Source organism: Streptomyces sp. CNZ301 (assembly GCF_004217425.1).
This window is the reverse complement of record NZ_SHLG01000002.1, coordinates 180,476-199,726: the sequence shown is the minus strand read 5'-3', so window position 1 is coordinate 199,726 and position 19,251 is coordinate 180,476. Positions and strand designations below refer to the sequence as shown.

General features: G+C 70.0%; 18 protein-coding genes. 5 read left to right on the top strand and 13 right to left on the bottom strand.

What is annotated here, in order from left to right:
- Positions 1 to 10 precede the first annotated feature (10 nt).
- The 4 genes from EV375_RS25065 to EV375_RS25050 are packed head-to-tail and all read left to right on the top strand — an operon-like array spanning position 11 to position 2,838.
- Positions 11 to 1,051, top strand: a complete 1,041-nt coding sequence (locus tag EV375_RS25065) for an NAD(P)/FAD-dependent oxidoreductase (protein ID WP_130302225.1) — start codon at positions 11 to 13, stop codon at positions 1,049 to 1,051.
- 13 nt (positions 1,052 to 1,064) lie between these two features.
- Positions 1,065 to 1,406: a ferredoxin gene (gene fdxA, locus EV375_RS25060; RefSeq protein WP_130302224.1), complete on the top strand. Its 342-nt coding sequence runs from the start codon at positions 1,065 to 1,067 to the stop codon at positions 1,404 to 1,406.
- Between the two features lie 16 nt (positions 1,407 to 1,422).
- Positions 1,423 to 2,289, top strand: a complete 867-nt coding sequence (locus EV375_RS25055; RefSeq protein WP_130302223.1) for an amidohydrolase family protein — start codon at positions 1,423 to 1,425, stop codon at positions 2,287 to 2,289.
- A gap of 3 nt (positions 2,290 to 2,292) precedes the next feature.
- Positions 2,293 to 2,838: a gamma carbonic anhydrase family protein gene (locus tag EV375_RS25050; protein ID WP_130302222.1), complete on the top strand. Its 546-nt coding sequence runs from the start codon at positions 2,293 to 2,295 to the stop codon at positions 2,836 to 2,838.
- Between the two features lie 116 nt (positions 2,839 to 2,954).
- Here EV375_RS25050 and EV375_RS25045 read toward each other — a convergent pair whose 3' ends face one another.
- The 8 genes from EV375_RS25045 to EV375_RS25010 all read right to left on the bottom strand — a co-directional run bounded on the left by EV375_RS25045 (position 2,955) and on the right by EV375_RS25010 (position 12,928).
- Positions 2,955 to 4,649: a thiamine pyrophosphate-binding protein gene (locus tag EV375_RS25045; RefSeq protein WP_130302221.1), complete on the bottom strand. Its 1,695-nt coding sequence runs from the start codon at positions 4,647 to 4,649 to the stop codon at positions 2,955 to 2,957.
- A 94-nt stretch (positions 4,650 to 4,743) separates the two neighbouring features.
- Positions 4,744 to 6,075 (bottom strand): MFS transporter, encoded by a 1,332-nt coding sequence (locus EV375_RS25040; protein WP_130302220.1) that lies wholly within the window; start codon positions 6,073 to 6,075, stop codon positions 4,744 to 4,746.
- Positions 6,076 to 6,554: 479 nt separating this feature from the next.
- Positions 6,555 to 7,016, bottom strand: a complete 462-nt coding sequence (locus EV375_RS25035) for a lamin tail domain-containing protein (protein ID WP_130302219.1) — start codon at positions 7,014 to 7,016, stop codon at positions 6,555 to 6,557.
- A gap of 263 nt (positions 7,017 to 7,279) precedes the next feature.
- Positions 7,280 to 8,515, bottom strand: a complete 1,236-nt coding sequence (locus EV375_RS25030) for a cytochrome P450 family protein (RefSeq protein WP_486588795.1) — start codon at positions 8,513 to 8,515, stop codon at positions 7,280 to 7,282.
- An 87-nt stretch (positions 8,516 to 8,602) separates the two neighbouring features.
- Complete coding sequence (locus tag EV375_RS25025) at positions 8,603 to 9,961, bottom strand: cytochrome P450 (RefSeq protein WP_130302218.1); 1,359 nt, start codon at positions 9,959 to 9,961, stop codon at positions 8,603 to 8,605.
- Between the two features lie 10 nt (positions 9,962 to 9,971).
- Positions 9,972 to 10,910, bottom strand: coding sequence for a terpene synthase family protein (locus tag EV375_RS25020; protein ID WP_486588794.1), 939 nt, complete (start codon positions 10,908 to 10,910; stop codon positions 9,972 to 9,974).
- Positions 10,907 to 11,974: a polyprenyl synthetase family protein gene (locus tag EV375_RS25015; protein WP_130302217.1), complete on the bottom strand. Its 1,068-nt coding sequence runs from the start codon at positions 11,972 to 11,974 to the stop codon at positions 10,907 to 10,909. The genes EV375_RS25020 and EV375_RS25015 overlap by 4 nt, the downstream gene beginning before the upstream one ends.
- Before the next feature lie 249 nt (positions 11,975 to 12,223).
- Positions 12,224 to 12,928 (bottom strand): LuxR C-terminal-related transcriptional regulator, encoded by a 705-nt coding sequence (locus EV375_RS25010; RefSeq protein WP_486588793.1) that lies wholly within the window; start codon positions 12,926 to 12,928, stop codon positions 12,224 to 12,226.
- 613 nt (positions 12,929 to 13,541) lie between these two features.
- On the opposite strand from EV375_RS25010, the gene EV375_RS25005 reads away from it, so the two are divergent.
- Positions 13,542 to 14,534, top strand: coding sequence for a helix-turn-helix domain-containing protein (locus tag EV375_RS25005; RefSeq protein ID WP_130302216.1), 993 nt, complete (start codon positions 13,542 to 13,544; stop codon positions 14,532 to 14,534).
- 16 nt (positions 14,535 to 14,550) lie between these two features.
- On the opposite strand, the gene EV375_RS29275 is transcribed toward EV375_RS25005, so the two are convergent.
- Genes EV375_RS29275 through EV375_RS24980 form a run of 5 tightly spaced genes read right to left on the bottom strand, consistent with a single transcriptional unit; the run spans position 14,551 to position 19,089 of the window.
- Positions 14,551 to 16,236: an SAM-dependent methyltransferase gene (locus EV375_RS29275; RefSeq protein ID WP_165434846.1), complete on the bottom strand. Its 1,686-nt coding sequence runs from the start codon at positions 16,234 to 16,236 to the stop codon at positions 14,551 to 14,553.
- The gene (locus EV375_RS24995) at positions 16,229 to 17,080 is read right to left on the bottom strand and encodes an alpha/beta fold hydrolase (protein ID WP_130302215.1); all 852 of its coding nucleotides are present in this window, start codon (positions 17,078 to 17,080) and stop codon (positions 16,229 to 16,231) included. The genes EV375_RS29275 and EV375_RS24995 overlap by 8 nt, the downstream gene beginning before the upstream one ends.
- Positions 17,081 to 17,132: 52 nt before the next feature.
- Positions 17,133 to 17,972 carry a class-II aminoacyl-tRNA synthetase family protein gene (locus EV375_RS24990; protein WP_130302214.1) on the bottom strand — a complete coding sequence of 280 codons (840 nt, stop codon included), beginning with the start codon at positions 17,970 to 17,972 and terminating at the stop codon, positions 17,133 to 17,135.
- The gene (locus EV375_RS24985) at positions 17,972 to 18,214 is read right to left on the bottom strand and encodes an acyl carrier protein (protein WP_130302213.1); all 243 of its coding nucleotides are present in this window, start codon (positions 18,212 to 18,214) and stop codon (positions 17,972 to 17,974) included. The genes EV375_RS24990 and EV375_RS24985 overlap by 1 nt, the downstream gene beginning before the upstream one ends.
- Positions 18,211 to 19,089, bottom strand: coding sequence for a diiron oxygenase (locus EV375_RS24980; protein ID WP_130302212.1), 879 nt, complete (start codon positions 19,087 to 19,089; stop codon positions 18,211 to 18,213). The genes EV375_RS24985 and EV375_RS24980 overlap by 4 nt, the downstream gene beginning before the upstream one ends.
- Positions 19,090 to 19,251 lie beyond the last annotated feature (162 nt).

Sequence of the window (19,251 nt, the reverse complement as noted above, 5' to 3'; positions counted from 1 at the left end):
GGAGGAAGAGATGACCAGTGGGGAGCGGATTCCCTCCGGCGGCCGCCACGAGGTGGACCTCGTGCTCGTGGGAGCGGGACCGGTCGGCCTGTACGGCGCGTACTACGCCGGCGTCCGCGGGCTGCGCGTCGCCCTGGTGGACTCACTGCCCGAACCGGGCGGCCAGGTAACGGCGATGTACCCGGAGAAGCCCATCTACGACATCGCCGGGTTCCCCAGCGTGCGGGGGCGGGAACTCGTCCGGAACCTCGTCGAACAGGCGGACCGTTACAGCCCGTTGTACCTCCTCGGCCGGCAGGCCCGCTCGCTGGAGAGCGTTGCGTCCGGGGAGGGCCCGGGCCGGTTCCGGCTGACGGCCTCCGACGGAACGGTGATCGACTGCGGTGCCGTGGTCGTGACCGGCGGCATCGGCACCTTCACGCCCCGGCCGCTGCCGGCCGGGGAGGAGTTCCTCGGGCGGGGACTGTCGTACTTCGTGCCGTCGCTCGGCGACTTCGCGGGCACCGACGTCGTCGTGGTCGGCGGCGGGGACAGCGCCTGCGACTGGGCACTGGCGCTGAAGCCGGTCGCCCGGTCGGTGACCCTCGTGCACAGGCGGGCAGCGTTCCGCGCGCACGCCGCCACCGTCGAGGCGGTGCGCTCCTGCGGCGCCACGGTGATCACCGACGCACAGGTCACCCGCATCGAGGGCGCCGCAGCGATGGAGAAGGTCGAGGTGACACCCAGGAACCAGGAGCCCTTCGTGCTGCCCGCACAGCGGGTCGTGGCCGCGCTCGGCTTCCTCGCCGACCTCGGACCGATGCGCGAGTGGGGCTTCGACCTGCACGACAACCGCCACCTCATGGTGGATTCGAGAATGGCGACGGACCTGCCCGGCGTCTACGCGGCGGGGGACATCGCGGAGTACCCGGGCAAGGTGCGGCTGATCTCGGTCGGCTTCGGCGAGGTGGCCACCGCGGTCAACAACGCCGCGGTGCACCTCGACCCCGAGTCCTCGCTGTTCCCCGGGCACAGCACCGACGAGGCGCCCGTCGCCGCGGCCGCGGCCTGAGGAGGAGACCACGATGCCCTACGTGATCATGTCGGACTGCATCGACATCACCGACCAGTCCTGCGTCGAGGAGTGCCCCGTCGACTGCATCTACGTCGGCGAGCGCAAGCTCTACATCAACGGCAAGGAATGCATCGACTGCGGTGCCTGCGAACCCGTGTGCCCCGTCGAGGCGATATCCCAGGACCGCCGGGTACCGGACGAACAGCAGGAGTTCATCGAGGACAACAAGACCTTCTTCACGCAGGTGCTCCCGGGGCGCCAGGAGCCGATAGGAACACCCGGCGGTTCACGGCTGACCGGCGACATCGGCGTCGACACCCCGCTCGTCTCGAAGCACCCGGGCAACGACTAGGCAGGAGCCCCACACGATGCTGGACGGTCATCTCCTCATCGACGCCCATGTCCACGTCCCCGTGCTGTCCTCCATCGCCCCCGCATGGTCGCAGTGGGCACGCGACTTCGGGCCCGAGGGAGTGCTGGGACTGGTCTGGGACGCCGACGGCAGGCCGGACCCGGCGAAGCTGGACGGACTGTTCGCCGCCGAAGGCGTCGACGTGGCGCTGCTGTTCTGCGAGTACAGCCCGAAAGCCACCGGCTACCAGCGCTTCGACGACCTGCTGCCGATCGTCGAGCAGAACCCGCGGCGCTTCCGTCCGGTGGCGAACGTCAATCCGCACCTGCACTTCCCGGTCGACCGGGAGCTGCGGCGCCAGCTCGACAGGGGAGCGGCCGCGCTCAAACTGCACCCCGTGCACGGGGGTTTCCGCCTGGACGATCCCGCGCTCTTCCCGGCGTACTCGGTGCTCGTCGAGCGGAACGTTCCGCTCGTGACGCACTGCGGGACCTCGTCCTTCCCGGGGTCGATGAACGAGAACGCGGACCCCACGCAGCTCTACCCCGTGCTGCGGCACTTCCCCGGCCTCAAGGTCGTCCTCGCACACGGGGGCCGGGGCTGGTGGTACGACGCGGCGGCGTTTCTCGCGCTCTCGCACGAGAACGTGTGGATCGAACTGTCCGGACTGCCCCCCAAGCGCCTGACGACGTACTACGCGCGCCACGACCTGAACCGGCTTGCACGCAAATGGATCTTCGGCACCGACTGGCCAGGTGTCCCCGGAACCGCCGTGAACGCACGGGCGGTCGCCGGGCTGGGATTCGCCGACGATACGGTGCCGCTGGTGCTCGGGGAGAACGCCCTGCACGTCTACCACGGCCTCGACCCCGAAAGGGACTGACGCATGCCGCTCTACGCCTTCGACGGAGTACGTCCGCAGGTGGGCGCCGGGGCCTACGTCCACCCCGACGCGGTGCTGATCGGACACGTCACCCTCGGCCCCGAGTCCTCGGTCTGGCCGGGGGCGGTCCTGCGGGGCGACCACGGCAGGATCGAGGTCGGTGCGCGGACATCCGTCCAGGACGGCACCGTCGTCCACACCACCAAGCAGTGGCCCACGGTCATCGGGGACGAGTGCGTCATCGGGCACAACGCGCACCTGGAGGGATGCACGGTCGCCGGCCGCTGCCTGATCGGGTCCATGTCGGCGGTGCTCAACAGGGCCGTCATCGGCGGCGGTTCGGTCGTCGCCGCCGCGGCGCTCGTACCCGAAGGGCTCGGCGTGCCCGAACGGTCGATGGTGGTGGGGGTCCCCGGCCGCGTGAAGCCACTGCCCGACGACCGGCTGAAGGACCGGATCGACCACGGGGTGGACGTCTACGTCGACTTCGCCCGCCGCTATCCGCAGGCGATGACCCGCGTCGACCTGGCCGACTGCCGCGTGGACTGACTCGCGCTGAGGCGGGGCGGGGGCAAGTGGCGGAAGGGGCGGGCATTCGGCCTCGCGGAGCCCGGTGCCCGGGGCTGTCCCGTCGGCGCAACGGGAGACAGCCGGTCGGCGTCCGGTCAGTGCCCGCGGAAGGCCTCCTTCAGCCACCAGGAGCCCTCCGCTGATGTGATCTTGGCGTCGACGAGAAGTGGCGTGCTGCGTGGTCCGTCCACCCACGCGGCGACGGATTCCAGATCGTCTTCGCCCCGCACGGTGACCGCCGTGAAGCCGAGGCCGCGGGCAAGCGCGGCGATGTCGGTGTCGGGGAAGGTCACGGTGCTCAGGTCGGTGCCCTCGCCGGCGAAGTGGTGCACCTCGGCGCCGTACGCGCGGTCGTTGTAGACGACGACCGCCATGGGCAGGCCGAGCCTGACGACCGTCTCCAGCTCCGAGACACCCATGAGCGCACCGCCGTCGCCGAGCGCGGCCACCGGAAGGCGGTCCGGCCTGGCAAGAGCCGCTCCGATCGCCGTGGCCAGGCCGAGCCCGATCGACTGGAACGCCTGCGTGAAGCAGAAGCCCCGCTCGTCCGGCACCGAGAGGAACATGGCCGGGTAGCCCATGAAGTTGCCCGAATCGACGGCGAGTACGCGCTCGCGCGGCAGCAGTTCGTCGAGGCGGATGGACAGCGTGCGCGGATCGATGCTGCCGCCCGCCGAATCGTCCGCGTACGGGACGCTCCGCCAGGCGATTTCGCGCTCGATGCGATCCCGCACCTCGGGGGAGCGGTAACCCCGCGGGCCGTCCGGCGCCGGGTCCTGCGTGGACGGCCGGCCGCCTCCGGCGAACAGCGCCGTCACCGCCGAGGCCGTCGCTGCCGCATCGCCCACGACGCCGAGGTCGACGGGGCGGTGTGCTCCGATCGCCTCGGCCTCGACGTCGACCTGCACCAAGGACGCGTCCGCAGCGATCAGCGAACCGTGGCGCGTCGTCCACTTGTTCAGCGCGCATCCCCAGCCGACGACGAGGTCGGCTCCTGAGATCAGCTCGGCCGCCAGTGGCGAGGAGAAGCCGCCGGCGACGTCGAGGGACCACGGATCGCCGTGGAAGAGACCGCGCGCGACGGCCGAGGTGGCGAGCAACGCACCGGTGGCGGCGCCGAGTTCGCGCAAGGCCTCGGCGGCGGGCCGTCCCTCTGAGCAGGGCCCGCGGAGTGCACCGCGGCCGGCGATGAAGACGGGGCGCCGCGCCCGCGCGAGCAGCCCCGCGAGTTCGGCCACCGCCTCCTGCGCCGGAGCCGGGCGGTGCAGCCGCGGCGCTTCGGGTTCCGGCAGCGGCTGGGGAACCTCCCGGCTCTGCACATCGACGGGGAGGTTCAGCACCACCGTGCGCCGCCCCGAGACCGCCAGTCGGCAGGCCCGTACCGTGTCGGCGACGGCCGTGTCCGGTCCGTGCACCCGTTCCGGGCGCGCACCCACCGCGCGGGCCAACGCGTCCTGGTCGACGCGGAAGTTGGAACGCAGATCGGCTGCCGGGGTGTCGGCGGCCAGGACGACCAGCGGGGTGCGGCTCTTTGCCGCTTCGGTGATGCCGGTCAGCGCGTTGGTCAGACCGCAGCCCTGATGCACCGTGACGACACCGAGCCCGCCCGAGACTCTCGCGTAGGCGTCCGCCATGACGGCCGCGCCGCTCTCGTGTCTCGCCGCCACGTACCGGGCGCCAGCGGCGACCATGGCGCCGGTGACGTGGAAGTTGCCGCTGCCCACCACCCCGAATGCCCGCTCGGCGCCGAGCCGGACGAGTGTGCGGCCGACGGCTTCCGCGACGATCACCAGCTCTTCTCCCCTCTCACCGGGCCACGGACCTCTCCGGTTCTCTCCGGGCCTCGAAGCGGCCCGTGACGGCTGAACTGCGCTGACAGCCGCTTCACTTCCGCAGCGCGGGTATCAGCAGCATGGCGACCGCGCCGATCACGGCCGGCGCCGCGAACGCGTAGAAGTTCGCGTCCAGCCCCCACCCGGAGGCGAGGATGAAGGCACCGTAGATCGGCCCGAGAACGGCGCCCAGCCGCCCCACACCGAGGGCCCAGCCGAGACCGGTGGCCCGCATGTGGGCGGGGTAGAAGTTCGCCGTGTAGGCGTTCACCAGGATCGTCGTCCCGATCGTGCACGCACCCGCGATGCCGACCAGCACGAACAGCACGAAGCCCGGCAGTTCGAAGCTCAGCAGGAAGATGCACAGCGCGGCGGCGAGGAACATACCCACAGTCACGGGCTTCGACCCGACGCGGTCGGCCAGCGCGCCGAAGAGCGGAGTGCCGATGATGGCGCCCAGGTTGAGCACGAGCAGGAAGGCCAGCGCCGACCCCAGCGGATAGCCGGCCTCCCGCATGATCTGGGCGAGCCATGTGTTGAGGCCGTACACGAGCAGCAGTCCGACACCGGTTCCGAGCCAGAACAGCAGCGTGCCGGCCACGTAGCGGGGAACGAACAGCGCCTTCAGGGTGGACAGTCCGCGAGGCGCGCTGTCCGCGTGCGCAGGCGGCTCCTCCAGGGCGAGACGGTAGCGGCGGGCCAGCCTCTCGGCCTCTTCCCTGCGGCCGCGTGCGAGCAGGAAGCTCGCCGACTCGGGCAGCATTCGCCATGCGACCGGGAGGAGAGCGACGCCCAGCGCGACGCCGATCCAGAACATCGCGCGCCAGCCCAGCTGCGGGAGCACGACGATGGCCGTGAGCGCGGCCAGGATGCCGCCGACGGAATAGCCGGAGAACATCAGGCCGTTGGTGCGGCTGCGGTGCCGCGGGTGCGCGTACTCGATGGTCAGCGCGATGGCGGTGGGCACGACGCCGCCGAGCCCGAGGCCGGCGAGGAACCTCGCCGCACCGAAGAAGCCCGGTGTCGGCGCGATCGCGGCGAGCCCCATGGCGGCCGTGAACCAGGTGATGCAGCCCAGCATGATGCGCCGGCGGCCCACGAGGTCGGTGACGGTGCCGGTCAGCATGGCGCCGAAGAGCATGCCGACGAGCGCGTAGGCTCCGATGCGTCCCGTCTCGGCCTCGGACAGCTTCCACTCGGCCGAACCGTCCAGAAGGCTGGGCACGACGGTGCCGTAGACGATCAGGTCGTAGCCGTCGATGACGATCGTCGCGCAGCACAGGGCGACGACAAGGGCTCGTGAGCGGGAACGGGCGGCGGGCTCGGGCCGGGACGGCGCCGGTTCGGAGGGTGTGGGTTCGGCGGGGGCGGGATCAGAAGTCACGCGATCTCCGGCGGGAGCGGTGTGTGCGCTCGCATTGCGGCGCGCAGTGGGGACGGCATGGCCGGGGGAGGCCCTGGTGAGGCGCGGGGGGCCACAGGAAACCACGGCGGGCAGCGCGGCGGAAGACTCTGGCGTCGCCGGAGACCGGCGCACGGGTTTCCGCGGACGGGGCATCGCCTCGCGGCTGCGGGCCAGTTGCGTGTGCTGTGCCGCCGCGCAGCCGAGCGTGTGGAAGGACGGGGCGGCGCCGCGCGGAGCGGTCATGCCTGCGCTCCCACGGCACGCATGTGATCACTCGAAGGCCGAACAACTGTGGCAGGCAGGCGAGTTGGCATCGTCCGTCCGGCAACCGCGCCTTTGCACAGGATCGTTGCCCCGCCCCCGCCGTCAACGGAACGTCGACGTCCCGCTCGACAGACAGCTCTGCGCCCCACGGCCCGGATTCGGGCCGTGGGGCGCAGAGCGAGTGGCGTTACCGGTCAGCGGCGGTGGTGGCGGCCCCAGGACTTGGTGTCGATCCAGCGGCCGCGGGCGTCGCGGAGGGTGGCTGCGTCGTTGTTGTCCCACACCTGGGCGCGGTGGCCCTGGTAGACGTGCCGGCTGCTGTCGCGGCCGAAGCCGGTGTGGACCCGGACCGAGTCATGGCCCCGCAGCCACAGGTGGCGGAAGCGGTAGCGGTTCCCGTCGCGGTCGGTGAGGGTCCAGCCGTTCAGCCTCACCGTGTGCCGGCTGGTGTTGCGCACCTCGACCCACTCCGCGTTGAGGCTGCGGTTGGAGTGGTGGCCCCAGCGGGGGCTGTCGGACTGCACCTGTCCGATCTTCACGACCGAGCGGGGCGCGCGCGGGAAGTCGGAGGCCGTCGCAGGCAGGGCCGCCGCGCCCAGAAGGGCGCCTGAGGCCAGGAGCGTCGCCGCGAAGCGGAGCGGACGGGAAGCAGACATGTGTCGTCTCCTCGAAGTCATGCACACACGGCCGCGCTTGGCCGGCCGGTGCGATCGGATTCCCGGCCGAGTGCCGAGGGGCACCAATGTGACGGGGTATCACTCCCAAAAAGGGATACACGAGGGCGTATTACAGAATGCGGACAAATCCGCAATCTGGCGGTGGCCGGTGCGCAGTGGCCACCCCGCACCGGCCCGGCGAGCCGCGGCGGACGGTGCCGCGAGCGGCCGCCGTCCGTCACCGACGTGTCCGAACAGCACACCTATCCGCGCAGGAGCACCTTCAGGCTGCGGTGCCCGTGCGCGACGAAGGACGGCACCGGTTCGAACTCCCCTTCCGCCAGGCGCATGGCGGGGAAGGCGTCGAAGAGGGCCGGAAGCGCGATGACCGCCTCGGCGCGGGCAAGTGGCGCACCCACGCAGCGATGTGCTCCGTGTCCGAACGCCAGGTGTCCGGAGGGCGCGCGGCGGACGTCGAAGAGGTGGGCGTCCGCTCCGTGGAAGTCCGGGTCCCAGCCGGCGGCGCCGAACGTGGCCAGAATCGCTTCGCCGGCCCGAATGGTGACGTTGCCGACGCTGATGTCGCTCACCGCGAACCGCAGCGGCAGGTTGGCGATGGAAGGGGCCCAGCGCAGGGTCTCTTCCACGGCATTGGTCCAGGGCACGTCGCCGGTGCGCAGGGCGGCGAGCTGCTCGGGATTGCGCAGGAGAGCGACGACGGCGTTGCCGATCAGATTGACCGTCGTCTCGTGTCCCGCGGCCAGGAGGAGGATGAGGGTATCCACGAGTTCGTTCTCGCTCAGGTGGTCCTGGCCGTCGTGAGCGGCGATGAGGGCCGAGGTGAGGTCCTCGCCGGGTTCGGCGCGCTTGCGGTCGATCAGCTGGCTGAGAGCTTCCCGCGCGCCGGCGAGCATCTTTCCGGCGATCTCCGGCGCGGTGGTGGTGTCCATCATGACCTCGACGAACGCAGCCACTTGCATGCGTTCGTCCTCCACGAGGCCGAAGAGGTCGCAGATCACCCGCATCGGCAGGGGCAGGGCGTACTGCGCACGCAGGTCGGCGACCCCGCCGGGCGGTGTGGCGCGCAGGGCGTCGAGCAGGCCGGCGGTGATCCGCTCGACGGCCGGCCGCAGGGCCTCGGTGCGGCGAGCGGTGAAGGCCGGTGCGATGAGCTTGCGGAGCCGCGAATGGTCCTCCCCGTAGGCCGTGAGCATGTTCTCCACACCGACCCAGTTGTGGATCCAGTGGGCCTCGGGATTCTCGTGGAGCGAGCCGCTGCGCCAGACGTCCCAGTGCAGACGGGGGTCCTTGCTGACGTGCGGGTCGGTCAGAAAGGACTTGAGGACGTGGTGGCGGGTCGGTGCCCACGCCCTTATCCCGCCGGGCAGTTCGACGGGCACCAGGTCGCCGAGCGCCCGCAACCGGGCCGCCTCCGCGGGAATGTCGGCCCCGGCGGGGTCGATGGCGACGGCTTCACAGTCGTGCAGGGACTGGGTCACAGGAGCTCTCCTCGGGGGTACGGCGGTGACGGGGGTCGAACCGGCGGGACGTGACGTGAGGCGGGCGGAGCGTGTACGGGCGGACGGTCAACGCCGTTCACAGACCATGGGCAGAGGGCCCGCTTCGAGCGTCGCCCTCGGTTCCGGGCGCAGCCGTGTTCCGGGCACCGGGCGCAGCCTCCAGCCCGCCGCGACGGTCGCGACGATGAGCGTCGTCTCGGTGAGCGCCAGCACGTCGCCGATGCACTTGTGGCTGCCGGCGCCGAAGGGCAGCAGCGCGCCGCGGGGGACCTGCGCGGCCCGGTCCGCCTCCCACCGCCCGGGGTCGAACGTCTCCGGGGAGGGGAACAGCGCCGGATCGCGGTGCATGGCGTAGGGGCTGTAGAGGACCATGGCTCCCGACCGGACCGGCAGGCCGCCGAGCTCCACGTCCTCGACCGCCACCCTCATCGCCATCCAGGACGGTGGGTACAGGCGCAGCGCCTCGGTGATGACGTTGCGTGTGCAGGGGAGCGCCGGCAGATCCTCGTAGGCCGGAGCGCGGCGCCCGACAGCCGCGTCGATCTCCGTGTGCACCCGCTTCTCGACCTCGGGGAAGGTCCCCATGAGGTGGAAGACGAAGGCGAGCGTCGAGGCCGTGGTCTCGCTGCCCGCGATCAGGAACGTGACGACCTGGTCCAGCAGTTCGCGGTCCGTGAGCCTCCCTCCGGTCACGGGGTGCTCGGCACGCAGAAGCGTCGACACCAGATCCTGCCGGCCCGAGGGAGACCGGCGCCGGGTGTCGATCATCGTCGCGACGATCTCGCGCAGCCTGGTGTTGGCGTGGTCGTAGGCGCGCTTCGCCGGGGTGGGCAGTTTCTCCATGACTCCCAGCGGTGCCATGGCGCGTTTGTAGATCCCCAGGGAAACGGTTCGCAGGCAGTGCCGGGCTTCTTCGATCGTGGCGTCGTCCAGCCCGGCGGAGAAGAGTGTCCGCGCGGCAACGCGCATCAGCAGCGCGTGCATCTCGTCGCTGATGTTCCGGACCTCGCCCGGTCTCCACTCGCCGATCGCCGAGTTCGTGTCGTCGGCGACGGCACGCGTGTACTCGGCGATCTTCTCCGGGCGGAAGGCGGGCTGGACGAGCCTGCGCTGGTACCGGTGCTGCTCACCGCGGGATACGGACAGGCTGTTGCCGAGCAGTTGCCGCGCCTTGTCGAATATCCCGCCCTTGTCGAAGACCCGCGGATGAAGCAGGACGTGCCTGACCAGCTCGGGATGGTTGACGAGGTAGGCGCGGCCGGGACCGATGCGGACCTCGACCACGTCGCCGTGGGCGGGCAGCGAGGCAAGGAAGCCCAGCGGGTCGCGCCAGAGCGGAAGGACGTGCCCCAGCCCAGGGAGGGCGCCTGGGGCCTTGCCGGTCCGCCATGTGCGGCCCGCCGGAGGAGAGACCGTGTTCGGCATCGGCCGGCTCCTATCGGATGAACGAGTTGACGTCGTTCACGGCCGCCTTGTAGCGCTGGTCACGTGTCGTCCACACGAAGTTGCCGCGGAGAAGGTCCATGAGGATGTCGGCAGTGGTGTCATCGAAGGCCTTGACGCATTCGATGTCTTCCGCCATGTCCTCCAGCCGCTCCTCGAAGAAGTGCTCGAAGTCCTTGTCGTCGTCCACGTCGCACAGTTGGAAACAGTTGGTGCTCTGGCCGAGCGCGCTCTCGCGTTCGTAGGAGTAGAAGTCGTTGACGATCGCCAGCCCGCGTGTGGTCATCCGTGCGGCGAGCCCCGTCTTGGCGTGCTCGGTGAATTCAGGGTGCCGGTAGATCGGATAGGACATCTTCATCCAGAAGTCCACGCCGACGTCGGTGACCCGGAACCGGAAGTACTGCTCGGGAGAGGTGCTGCAGAGCGTCTTCTTGATGGGGGAGTCGCGGAACATGTGGTCGCTGGTGACGAAGGCGCGCGCGCCCTCATAGGCGAACGCCGCGTCCTGCGGGGTGTAGTAGCGCTCGCACACCGCGCTCAACTGGGGCAGAAAGAGGTCGAATCGGTGCAGTGCGGGATCCATGTCGTCCCATACGAAGGTGACGCAGTTCAGCACGCAAACGGCTTTGAACGCTTCCATGTCCTTGATGTGGCGGGCGGACTGGGACCACCGGACCACGTCCATGTACGAGATCCATCGCTTGTCGGAGACGTCCTTCCCCAGCGGTGCCACCGCACGGTTGCAGATGTCCATCACCTCGCGCAGTTCGGCGTCCGACATCGGCACCTTCTGTGCCTCGTGGGCAACGTGCCGCGAGAACAGCGAGGCGAACCTGTCCGTACATCCGGGCAGGCGCCGCGCCATTCCGGTGCCCGGGGAAGCGCCGTCCGTGAGCGGCGCGGGATGGCGGGTCACGGTCTCAGGGGTCATGACGTCCTCCTTGTGGCATTGCGGGCGAGATCCTGGAGGGCGCAGATCGCCTCAGGGGCGAACGGCACCCCGTCCAGCGCTTCGACGGATTCCCGGTATCGGTTTTCGATCATTTCTTCCACGGCGTCTCTGGCGCCTGTTTCGGCGAAGATCTCCCGCACTTCTTCCGCACCCGCATCGTCGAGGTAAGGATTTCCGACGAGTTGGAGCAGCAGGGCGGCCTGCTTCGGGCCGGCGGCACGCAGGGCGAGCGCGACAAGCGTGGTGTTCTTGCCCACGCGCAGGTCGTCGAGATGGGACTTCCCCGTCGTTTGGACGTCGCCGTAGACGCCGAGCAGATCGTCGCGGAGCTGGAAGGCCTCACCGAGCGGAATGGCATACGCGGTGAAGGCGTCCATGGTCTCGGGGCCCGCGCCCGCGAGGGCAGCGCCTATGTGCAGCGGCCGCTCCACCGTGTACTTGGCGGTCTTGTAACGGCTGACCGTCAGCGTCGACTCGACGTCGTCCGTCGGCTTGCCGGTGCTGCGCAGATCGAGATACTGGCCCAGCATCACCTCGCTCCGCATTTCGCTGATGACCGGGAAGACCGATGCGAACTGAACCGGCGTGAGGTCTGCCCGGTGCAGCATCTCGTCCGACCACGTGAAAGCGAGATCGCCCAGCAGTATCGCCGCGCCGACTCCGAAGTGCCGGGCGCCAGAGCCATGTTGATCGCCGGCAAGCCGCCGGTGCGCGGTGGGGCGGCCTCTGCGGAGTTCACTGCGATCCATGATGTCGTCGTGGATCAGGGCGAACGCGTGGAACATCTCCAGCGACGCAGCGACCTGCACGGCCTGTTCGCTGTTCCGCTCTCCGCCCGCAGCCACCCATCCGGTCACCGCGAGCACGGGGCGGATGAGTTTTCCTCCGGTGAGGAACTCGGCCAGGATCTCGGGCAGTTGTTCCGCCTGCGGCAGTACGGGTTTCTCCCTTTTCTCGGTGAGGAACTTCTCCAGGTGCTTCGCGACGGCCTCTCTCGTCTCCGCCGCGCCGGTTCTGCCGAGATCCAACGTCTGCGTGGTCATGTGTTCTTCTCCATCGAGGTTCGCCGTACCGGGCTCGGTCCGGGTGCAACCGTGCGGCTCGGGCACCGGGAGGTGCACGGTGCCAGGCCGGGCAAGAACTGCCGCGCGGGCGGGGATTCGCGGCCGGCCGCGGGCGCATTCGTCTTTCGGGCCCGCGCGGTGACCGCTGAGCCTTCGGCCGCCGAGGTCCACGGCGACGGGACGGAAACGGAGGCGCGGGGCCGGCGGCCCGGCGCATTGCGGTGTCCGCTACGGAGAGAAGCGGCTCTGCGCGACGACGGCCGGTGCACGCCGGCGGAACTCCTTGAAGGATCCCGGGAGAATCCGCGGCGGCCAGACACCCGGCGCGAACATGCCCTTGGAATGCGCACGGGCCACGAGAGCCGCGCGGTTGGGCACTCCGAGCTGCCGGAGCATCTGCCCCACGTGGTATTCCACGCCCTGTCTGCTGAGGTAGAGACGCGCGGCGAGCTGCTCGGTGGAAGCGCCGCCGGCAACGCCTTCCAGTATCCGGGCGCCCAGCGGCAGCACTTCTTCCCTGCCCGGGCGCTGGGCGCCCTCTGCCCGGGGGAGCGGGGCACCCTCGTCCGGCCGGAGGAGGACGGCACAGGCCACGGAGGTGGCCTCGCTGTGTACGGCGATGCCGGTCAGCCCGGCGGAGAAGACCGCGTGCGGACCGGCCACGCCGACCACGCGTTCGGTGAACCGCGAACTGCAGCCGTCGACGAGCCGGTTGAAGTGCTCCGTGAGGACGGGGGAGGCGCTGAGGCGCAGCAGGTCGTAGATGCTCCGGCCGCAGATCTGTGACGCCGTGCCGCCGAACAGCCGCAGAAACCCGGCGTCCGCCGCGAGGACGGTCAACGAGGCGTCCAGACCCGCCAGATGGGCCCGCCGGCCGTCGGCCGGCCAGGAACTCGGGACGGAACGGGCGTCGGTGTGCCCTTGCGATCTCACAACGCAGACCTTTCTCGGAATGCATACGGACGTGTGACCACTGCGCCACGTGCGGCTGGGCGCGCGTAATGAGCGCCGGCCACACGCCGAGGACTGCGTCCGGCAGGTGCACGAGCACGCGAGAGGCGGCACGTCTGTGCTGCCGGACCGGGGACATGTTCCCAACGGAGCGCACCCTTGGGATCACGCTGCACGAGGCAACATGCTGCCGGGCAGCAAGCTGCACGAGAGGGCGCCCGGTGCAGAAGTCCCCTTGTCCCGCAGTCCCCTTGTCCCGCAGTCCCGCGATGAGAGCTCGGGAGGTCCGGCTGCCGGGGCTGCGCATCCGGCTCCGCACAGTCTCGGTCGGGGCCCCCATCGCACGGCGGCCCGGAATTCGCGAAGGCCGCCCGGCCGGAGCCCCGCATGTGGTCCAATCTCGCCGTGATGGGGAACGGGGCCCGCTGCTCAGCAGGTGCGGGCTTGCCCCCATCGCCGCGACGGATACCGGGTCTTGCGGCTGGGTAGCGTCGTGGGGCGTTTTCAGCCGGCCGGAACAGGACCTGGCCGGAGGCATCGGCGTCCTGCACGAGCTCTCCGGTCGGCATGGCACACGGTTTTCAGGGGGGGGCACGTGGACAGGGGCGCGTTGTTCGACCAGCAGGCCCTCGAGGTTTACCGGGCGATCCTCTTCCACAAGGATCAGGACTCGGTCACGCTCAGCGAGCTGCTGGAGCTGGAGACCGAGGAGGTGGAGGCCGTACTCCGGCGTCTGGCCGACCTGTCGCTCCTTGCCCCTTCCCGGGACGTGCCCGGCACCCTGCGCGCCGTGAACCCGCGGATCGGCCTGAAGATGCTTCTGCGCCGTGAGCAGGACGAGTTGACCTGGCGTCAGCAGCGCATCGAGCAGGAGCGGGCAGCACTCGCGTCGCTCGACGCCGAATACACCGCCTCCCGGCAGTCCGAAGCCGGTGACCGTGTGGAGGAGTTGCACCACCTCGACGAGATACGGATCCGGCTGGAAGCCCTCGCCGAGTCCTGCACAAGCGAGTTCCTGGCCTTCCATCCCGGCAGCAGGCCCTGCGTGGGAGCGCTCCAGACCGGACGGTCGCTGATCGAGCAGGCGCTGGCGCGGGGCGTGAAGTTCCGTTCGATCTATCTGGACAGCATCGCCAACGACCGTGTGGGCACAGCGCACGCACAGTGGATGACGGAGAACAACGGAGACGTCCGGACCTCCCCGACCCTGCCGCTGCAGCTGCTCGTCATCGACACGAGCGCCGCGATGGTCGCCGGTCTGCCCGGTCAGAGCGGGAGCTCGGCGTTGCTCTTCACCGGGCAGCCCGTGGTACTGGCAATGCGCGCACTGTTCGAGGCGTACTGGGAACACGCCTCGTCCATGGACCGGCTCTTCGACGTGAGCGATGCCCCGCCCTGCGATCTCACCCCCCAGGAGCGGAAACTCCTCCAGCTCCTGGGCACCGGCCTCACCGACGAAGCTGCTGCCCGAGCCCTGGGGATCGGGGTCCGTACGGAACGGCGGATGGTGAGCGAGCTGATGAAACGACTCGGGGCCTCCAGCCGCTTCGAGGCCGGTGTTCAAGCCACTCGCCGGCAGTGGATCTGAGGCGTCCGCGAGCGCGTCACCTCGTGCGCAGGCGGGCGCGGATCAACCACAGTCGGTTGGCGTGACGCCTCTCGCGGGGCTGGACCTGGTAGGGCCAGCGCCCCGCACCGGCACCCGGCTGCCCCGGCTCCTTCAGGCACACGACGTCCCAGCCGTTGGCTGCGAGGAATTCCTCGGGTTCGTCCGTGCCGAAGACCCACGGAGTGCCGTCGGCGGCGAGCCGGTCCAGGAAGCTCCTGGAGAAGGGGTTGCGCAGCAGTCCCCTGCCGAGGATGTCGAGGGCGATGTGGCTGCCGGGAGCGGAGACGGAGGCCAGCCTCCGGAGCAGCCCGGCGGCCTGGTCCTCGGTGAGGAAGAACGTCAGTGCCTCGGCGATCCAGAGCGTGGGCCGCGAACGGTCGAAGCCGGCTTCCTGCAGCGCGGGAATCCACTCCTGGGTGAGATCGGCGGACAGTTCGTACCGCCGCACGGCGGGCCTTGCGCCGAGCGCCTCCAGGCGGCGCCGCTTCTCCTCGATGAGCGAGCCGTGGTCGACCTCGTACAGATCGGTGGCGTCGGGCCACTCGAGCCGGAACGCCCTGGTGTCCATACCGGCGGCGATCAGGACCACTTGGCGTATGGAGCCGTCCGCCAGCAGGTCGCCGACCGCCTCGTCCAGGAAGCGGGTGCGTATGGAGATGAACGGCAGCAGTCCGCCGCCCGCGTAGCGCTGGATCATCTCCGAGCCCCTGGGGCCCGCGAGAGCCTCGGCCAGGGGGTCGGTGAACAGCGCGTCCTCGCGCTCGGATTCCAGCGCGCGGGCGGCGGCCATCCACTGGGCTGTGTAGGAAACGGCTTGCATGGATCCGGTGGTCCCTTCTCGGGTGGCTCGGATGACTCGCGGAGTTCTCCCGCCCACAGGGTGAGCGGCGGCTGCGGTCCTCCCGGCCGCCGGCGGTGGGCCCGCACCGCGGCACGCTGTGCGCGCGTGCCCTGCCGTGCCGTGCGGGTGGTACGGGCGGAGGCGTCGCAACGCCAAGCCCGGTTCGGGCGGGGCGGGTCGGCGACTGGGAGGCCCGTCGAGGCGGACTGCCACGGCGAACGCGAAGCCTGGTGCGGTGTCTTCTCTTACCAGCGCGTACTGGTCACCCGCACGTGCCCACAGCTGATCCCCGGACAGGCCGAGCCGAACCCGCCAGAAGAGACCGCCGTGAGCGCCTCGGCAGTCGGACAGTGCCTTGAAGGCGGCCTCCTTCGCGGCCAACAGCCTGCGCAGCCCGGCCCGTTCACCGTCCTGCCACAGCAGGGCGCGCTCCGCGTCGTTCAGCAGGAACCGGTGCAACCGCCGCTCGGGGAGGCGTGGTTCCACATCGACGCCGGCTCCGCATGCGCCCGGTGCCACCGCCGCGACGGCGAGGTCTCGGGTGTGCGTGAGGGAGCCTGCAAAACCCGGTGGGAAGACGGGGGCGCCGTCGGGCCGCCGGCCCACGGCGCTCACCTTGCTGCCGGCCCGCCGCAGCGCCGCGGCGGCGGCAAGGCGGCCGGCTCGGTGCTGCTCGGCGACGGTACCGGGCGGCCCGACCGGAGCGGACTCGACCACGACACGAACGAGGCCGCCGGGAGCGGACAGCAGCAGCTCGTCGCGGAACTGCGGCCGGCTGTCCGGCTGTTCACCGCCGCGCGCCCCGGTGGAGACGTCCCGGAAGGGAGCGGGCTCACTCATCCGTTCCGGCCACACGCCGGACGAAGGAGAGCACTTCCCGGTTGAACCATTCGGACTCCTCGACGAAGGCCGCGTGCCCGCCGTGCGGCACGATGACGGCGGTGGCGTCCGGCAGCAGTTCGGTCAGCCGTTCCGTGGCGTCGAGGCTCAGCGAGAAGTCGTCGCCGCCGACGAACAGCAGGGTCGGCTGCCGTACTTGAGTGAGCGCCTCCGGGTCGAGAGGCGCCTTCGTCGAGGCCAGCAGTCCGGCCCGCAGCGACTCGACGGTGTGGATGCCGAGGAAGTTCTGCTTGTAGCCCAGGAACCCCGCGGTGCCCACCTCCTCCACGGCACGGTCGCTGCACACCAGTGGATAGACCTGGTCGTGCAGGACGGCCAGGCCCGAGGTGTCCAGCGTGTGCAGCCAGGACTTGGTGAGCCGGCGCAGCCGCTGAGGCCCGTACGGGCTCAGCGCCGGACTGGCAAGCACCAGGCCGTGCACCCGGTCCGGATGGGCGATCGCGAAGTCCCGGCAGAGCAGCGTCGAGAAGGACGTGCCCACCAGGAACGCCTTCTCGATACCCAGGGCGTCGAAGAGCGCCTTGAGGTCGCTGATGTGGTCCTCCCACACCGGCTCGTCCGCCAGCGGGGTCGATTCGCCCTGGCCCCGCAGGTCGTAGGCGGTGATGCGGGCCGCCGCGGCCAGGTCCCCGGTGTAGGCCCGCCAGGACTTGCGGTCCACGAAGAAGTTGTTCAGCAGGACGATGTCCGTGCCGGATCCGCGTCTCTCGTAGCTGAGCCGGATGTCGTCGGACACCTGGACGGTGCCGGTCTCGAGCACGTCGTCGACTGTCATGTCGGTCATCGGTTCACCTTCGGTGGGAAGTCGTCGAGTGGAAGGGGGAGTTCACGGGCGTTCATGCTGCGGCGAGCACTGCTTCGGCGGCGTTGCGGGCGCCGCCGAAGCGGGCGCTGAGAATGTGCACCCATCGCTCCAGACCGAAGGCGCAGCAACTGGTGGAGGCGGGCGTGCCGTCCGGGAGGGCGATGGCACAGCGCTCCCCGAAGAAGTTGCGGTGGTAGTTCACCGATCCGACGGCCAGACCGTCGACGACGAACTCCTCCTTCACCGGGAACAGCCGCTGCATGGTGGCGCGCGAGCTGCGGCTGTCGAAGAACGGGTCGGTGGCGGCGCGGGTGTCCATCGCCAGTCCGAGTCCGTCCGCGAGTGCCAGCACCAGCTCCTTGCTCCGCTCCAGGTGCTGTGTGGCACCGGCGGGGTGGCCGATGAAGACGGTCTCGCGCATGGAGAAGCCGAGCAGCCGTCGAAGCCCCTCGTACCGCGTCTCGTTGCGGAAGCAGGTCGCGCGTGTGGTGACCCGGTTCTCCTGCGAGGTGAGGGTCTGCCCGCGCAGATGGAAGTAGACCGAGTAGCAGGCGGCGGACGGCAGCGCCAGGGCGGCGTCGTGGAGGACTTCGGCCGGCAGTTCGCCGAGCGGGGCCTCGCGCAGGGCTCGCAGGTCGCTCAGCAGCTTGGGGTCGGCCGTCGCAGCCGCCAGCCCCAGGTGCGGGAAGTTCTCGTAGTAGTCGACGTCTTCGAGTTCACGCGGCTTCAGCAGGAACGGGTAGCGGCGCTCCTCGGCGCCGAGTCGTTCCGCCCATGCCGTGAACAGGTCGTCGAGGACGCGCATCAGGCGCAGTTCGTCCGCGCCGAGCACGTCCAGCCCGTCGTTGACCGTCCCGGTGCCGGCGTCCATCAGTGCACCGCTCCCGAGAGGAAGCGCTTGTCGATGGCCCGGAGCGTGCGGAAGTCCTCGAGGTCGATCTCCTCGGGATCGATGGTCTCGCCGCTCAGTTCCTCCAGGAAATAGAGGAATTCGACGAACGCAAGCGAGTCGACCGCCCGGCGGTCGATCAGGTCGTCGTCCAGGCCCAGTTCACCCGCTTCCGGGTTGCGCTCGTGGATGAAGTCGAGGATCTTGGCGATCTTGTCGCTCATGCCGTGGCTCCCTGCGTGTCGAGGCCGCTGCGTACGAGGAACTTCCGCGTGCGCCGCAGGATGCGGTCGTGTGCGGCGTGGCGGGCGGGGTGCGCCAGGAGGTGACGCCGCAGCTCCAGGGGCGCGGCCAGCCCGGCGTCGCGGTAGACGGCCGGGTTGTAGAGACTGTGGACGCTGTATTCCAGGTACTTCTCCAAGTACCGCGCGAGGACCGGGACGTCCTGCGGACTGTCCTCCTGGACCTGGTCCAGGAGCTGGGTGAACAGGCGCCTGCCGAATGCGACATGGCGGCTCTCGTCCTGGTGGTGGACCCGGTTTATCTCCCGTGCGATGTGCGGCAGCGCCTGGTCCGTGGCCATGCGGGCGTTGAAGTAGTCGACGATCTCCTCGAAGATCAGAATGCGCGCGAAGACCATCAGCTCGTGTGCGGCCTCGCCCACGCCCTCCAGCCGGCCCATTCCCACCTGCGGTACCGCCGGGTACACCTTCCCCAGGTACCGTCGGCAGAAGGTCCCGAAGAACCACATGTGCTCGTTCTCCTCGCCGATGAAGTGGTGGAGGAACTCCGAGGCGTCGGCGTAGGTCCTGGTGTGGATGCGGAGCACGACTTCGCTGAGCAGCTCCCGGATGCCGTGCACGTTGAGGCTGAAGAAGTGAACCGACTCGTGTCGGGTCAGGGCGAGTTGCTGCTCGCGTGTGAGCGCGTCCCACTTCTCCGTTCCGGCGAGGGTGACCAGGTCCTCGCTCATCCACGGCCGGTCCTCCTCCAGGGTGTCCGGCCAGTCGAAGACCGTGTACGGGTTGTAGTAGTCGGACTCCGCCATTACTTCCAGCCGGTGGAGATCCAGCTTCACCGGCTTGACGGTCGTCGCCATCGGCAGACCTCTTTCCTGGGAGGTGCGGTCGTGCTCCGGCTCATGTGGCCAAGCGGTGTGCCGGGGAACAGGGTGCTCGGAGGGGATCGTCGAGGCACAGCACCGTGCCCGGCGGGGACCGGACGAGGGCGGGGCCGATGGGCCGTGCAAAGGTGACGGCCC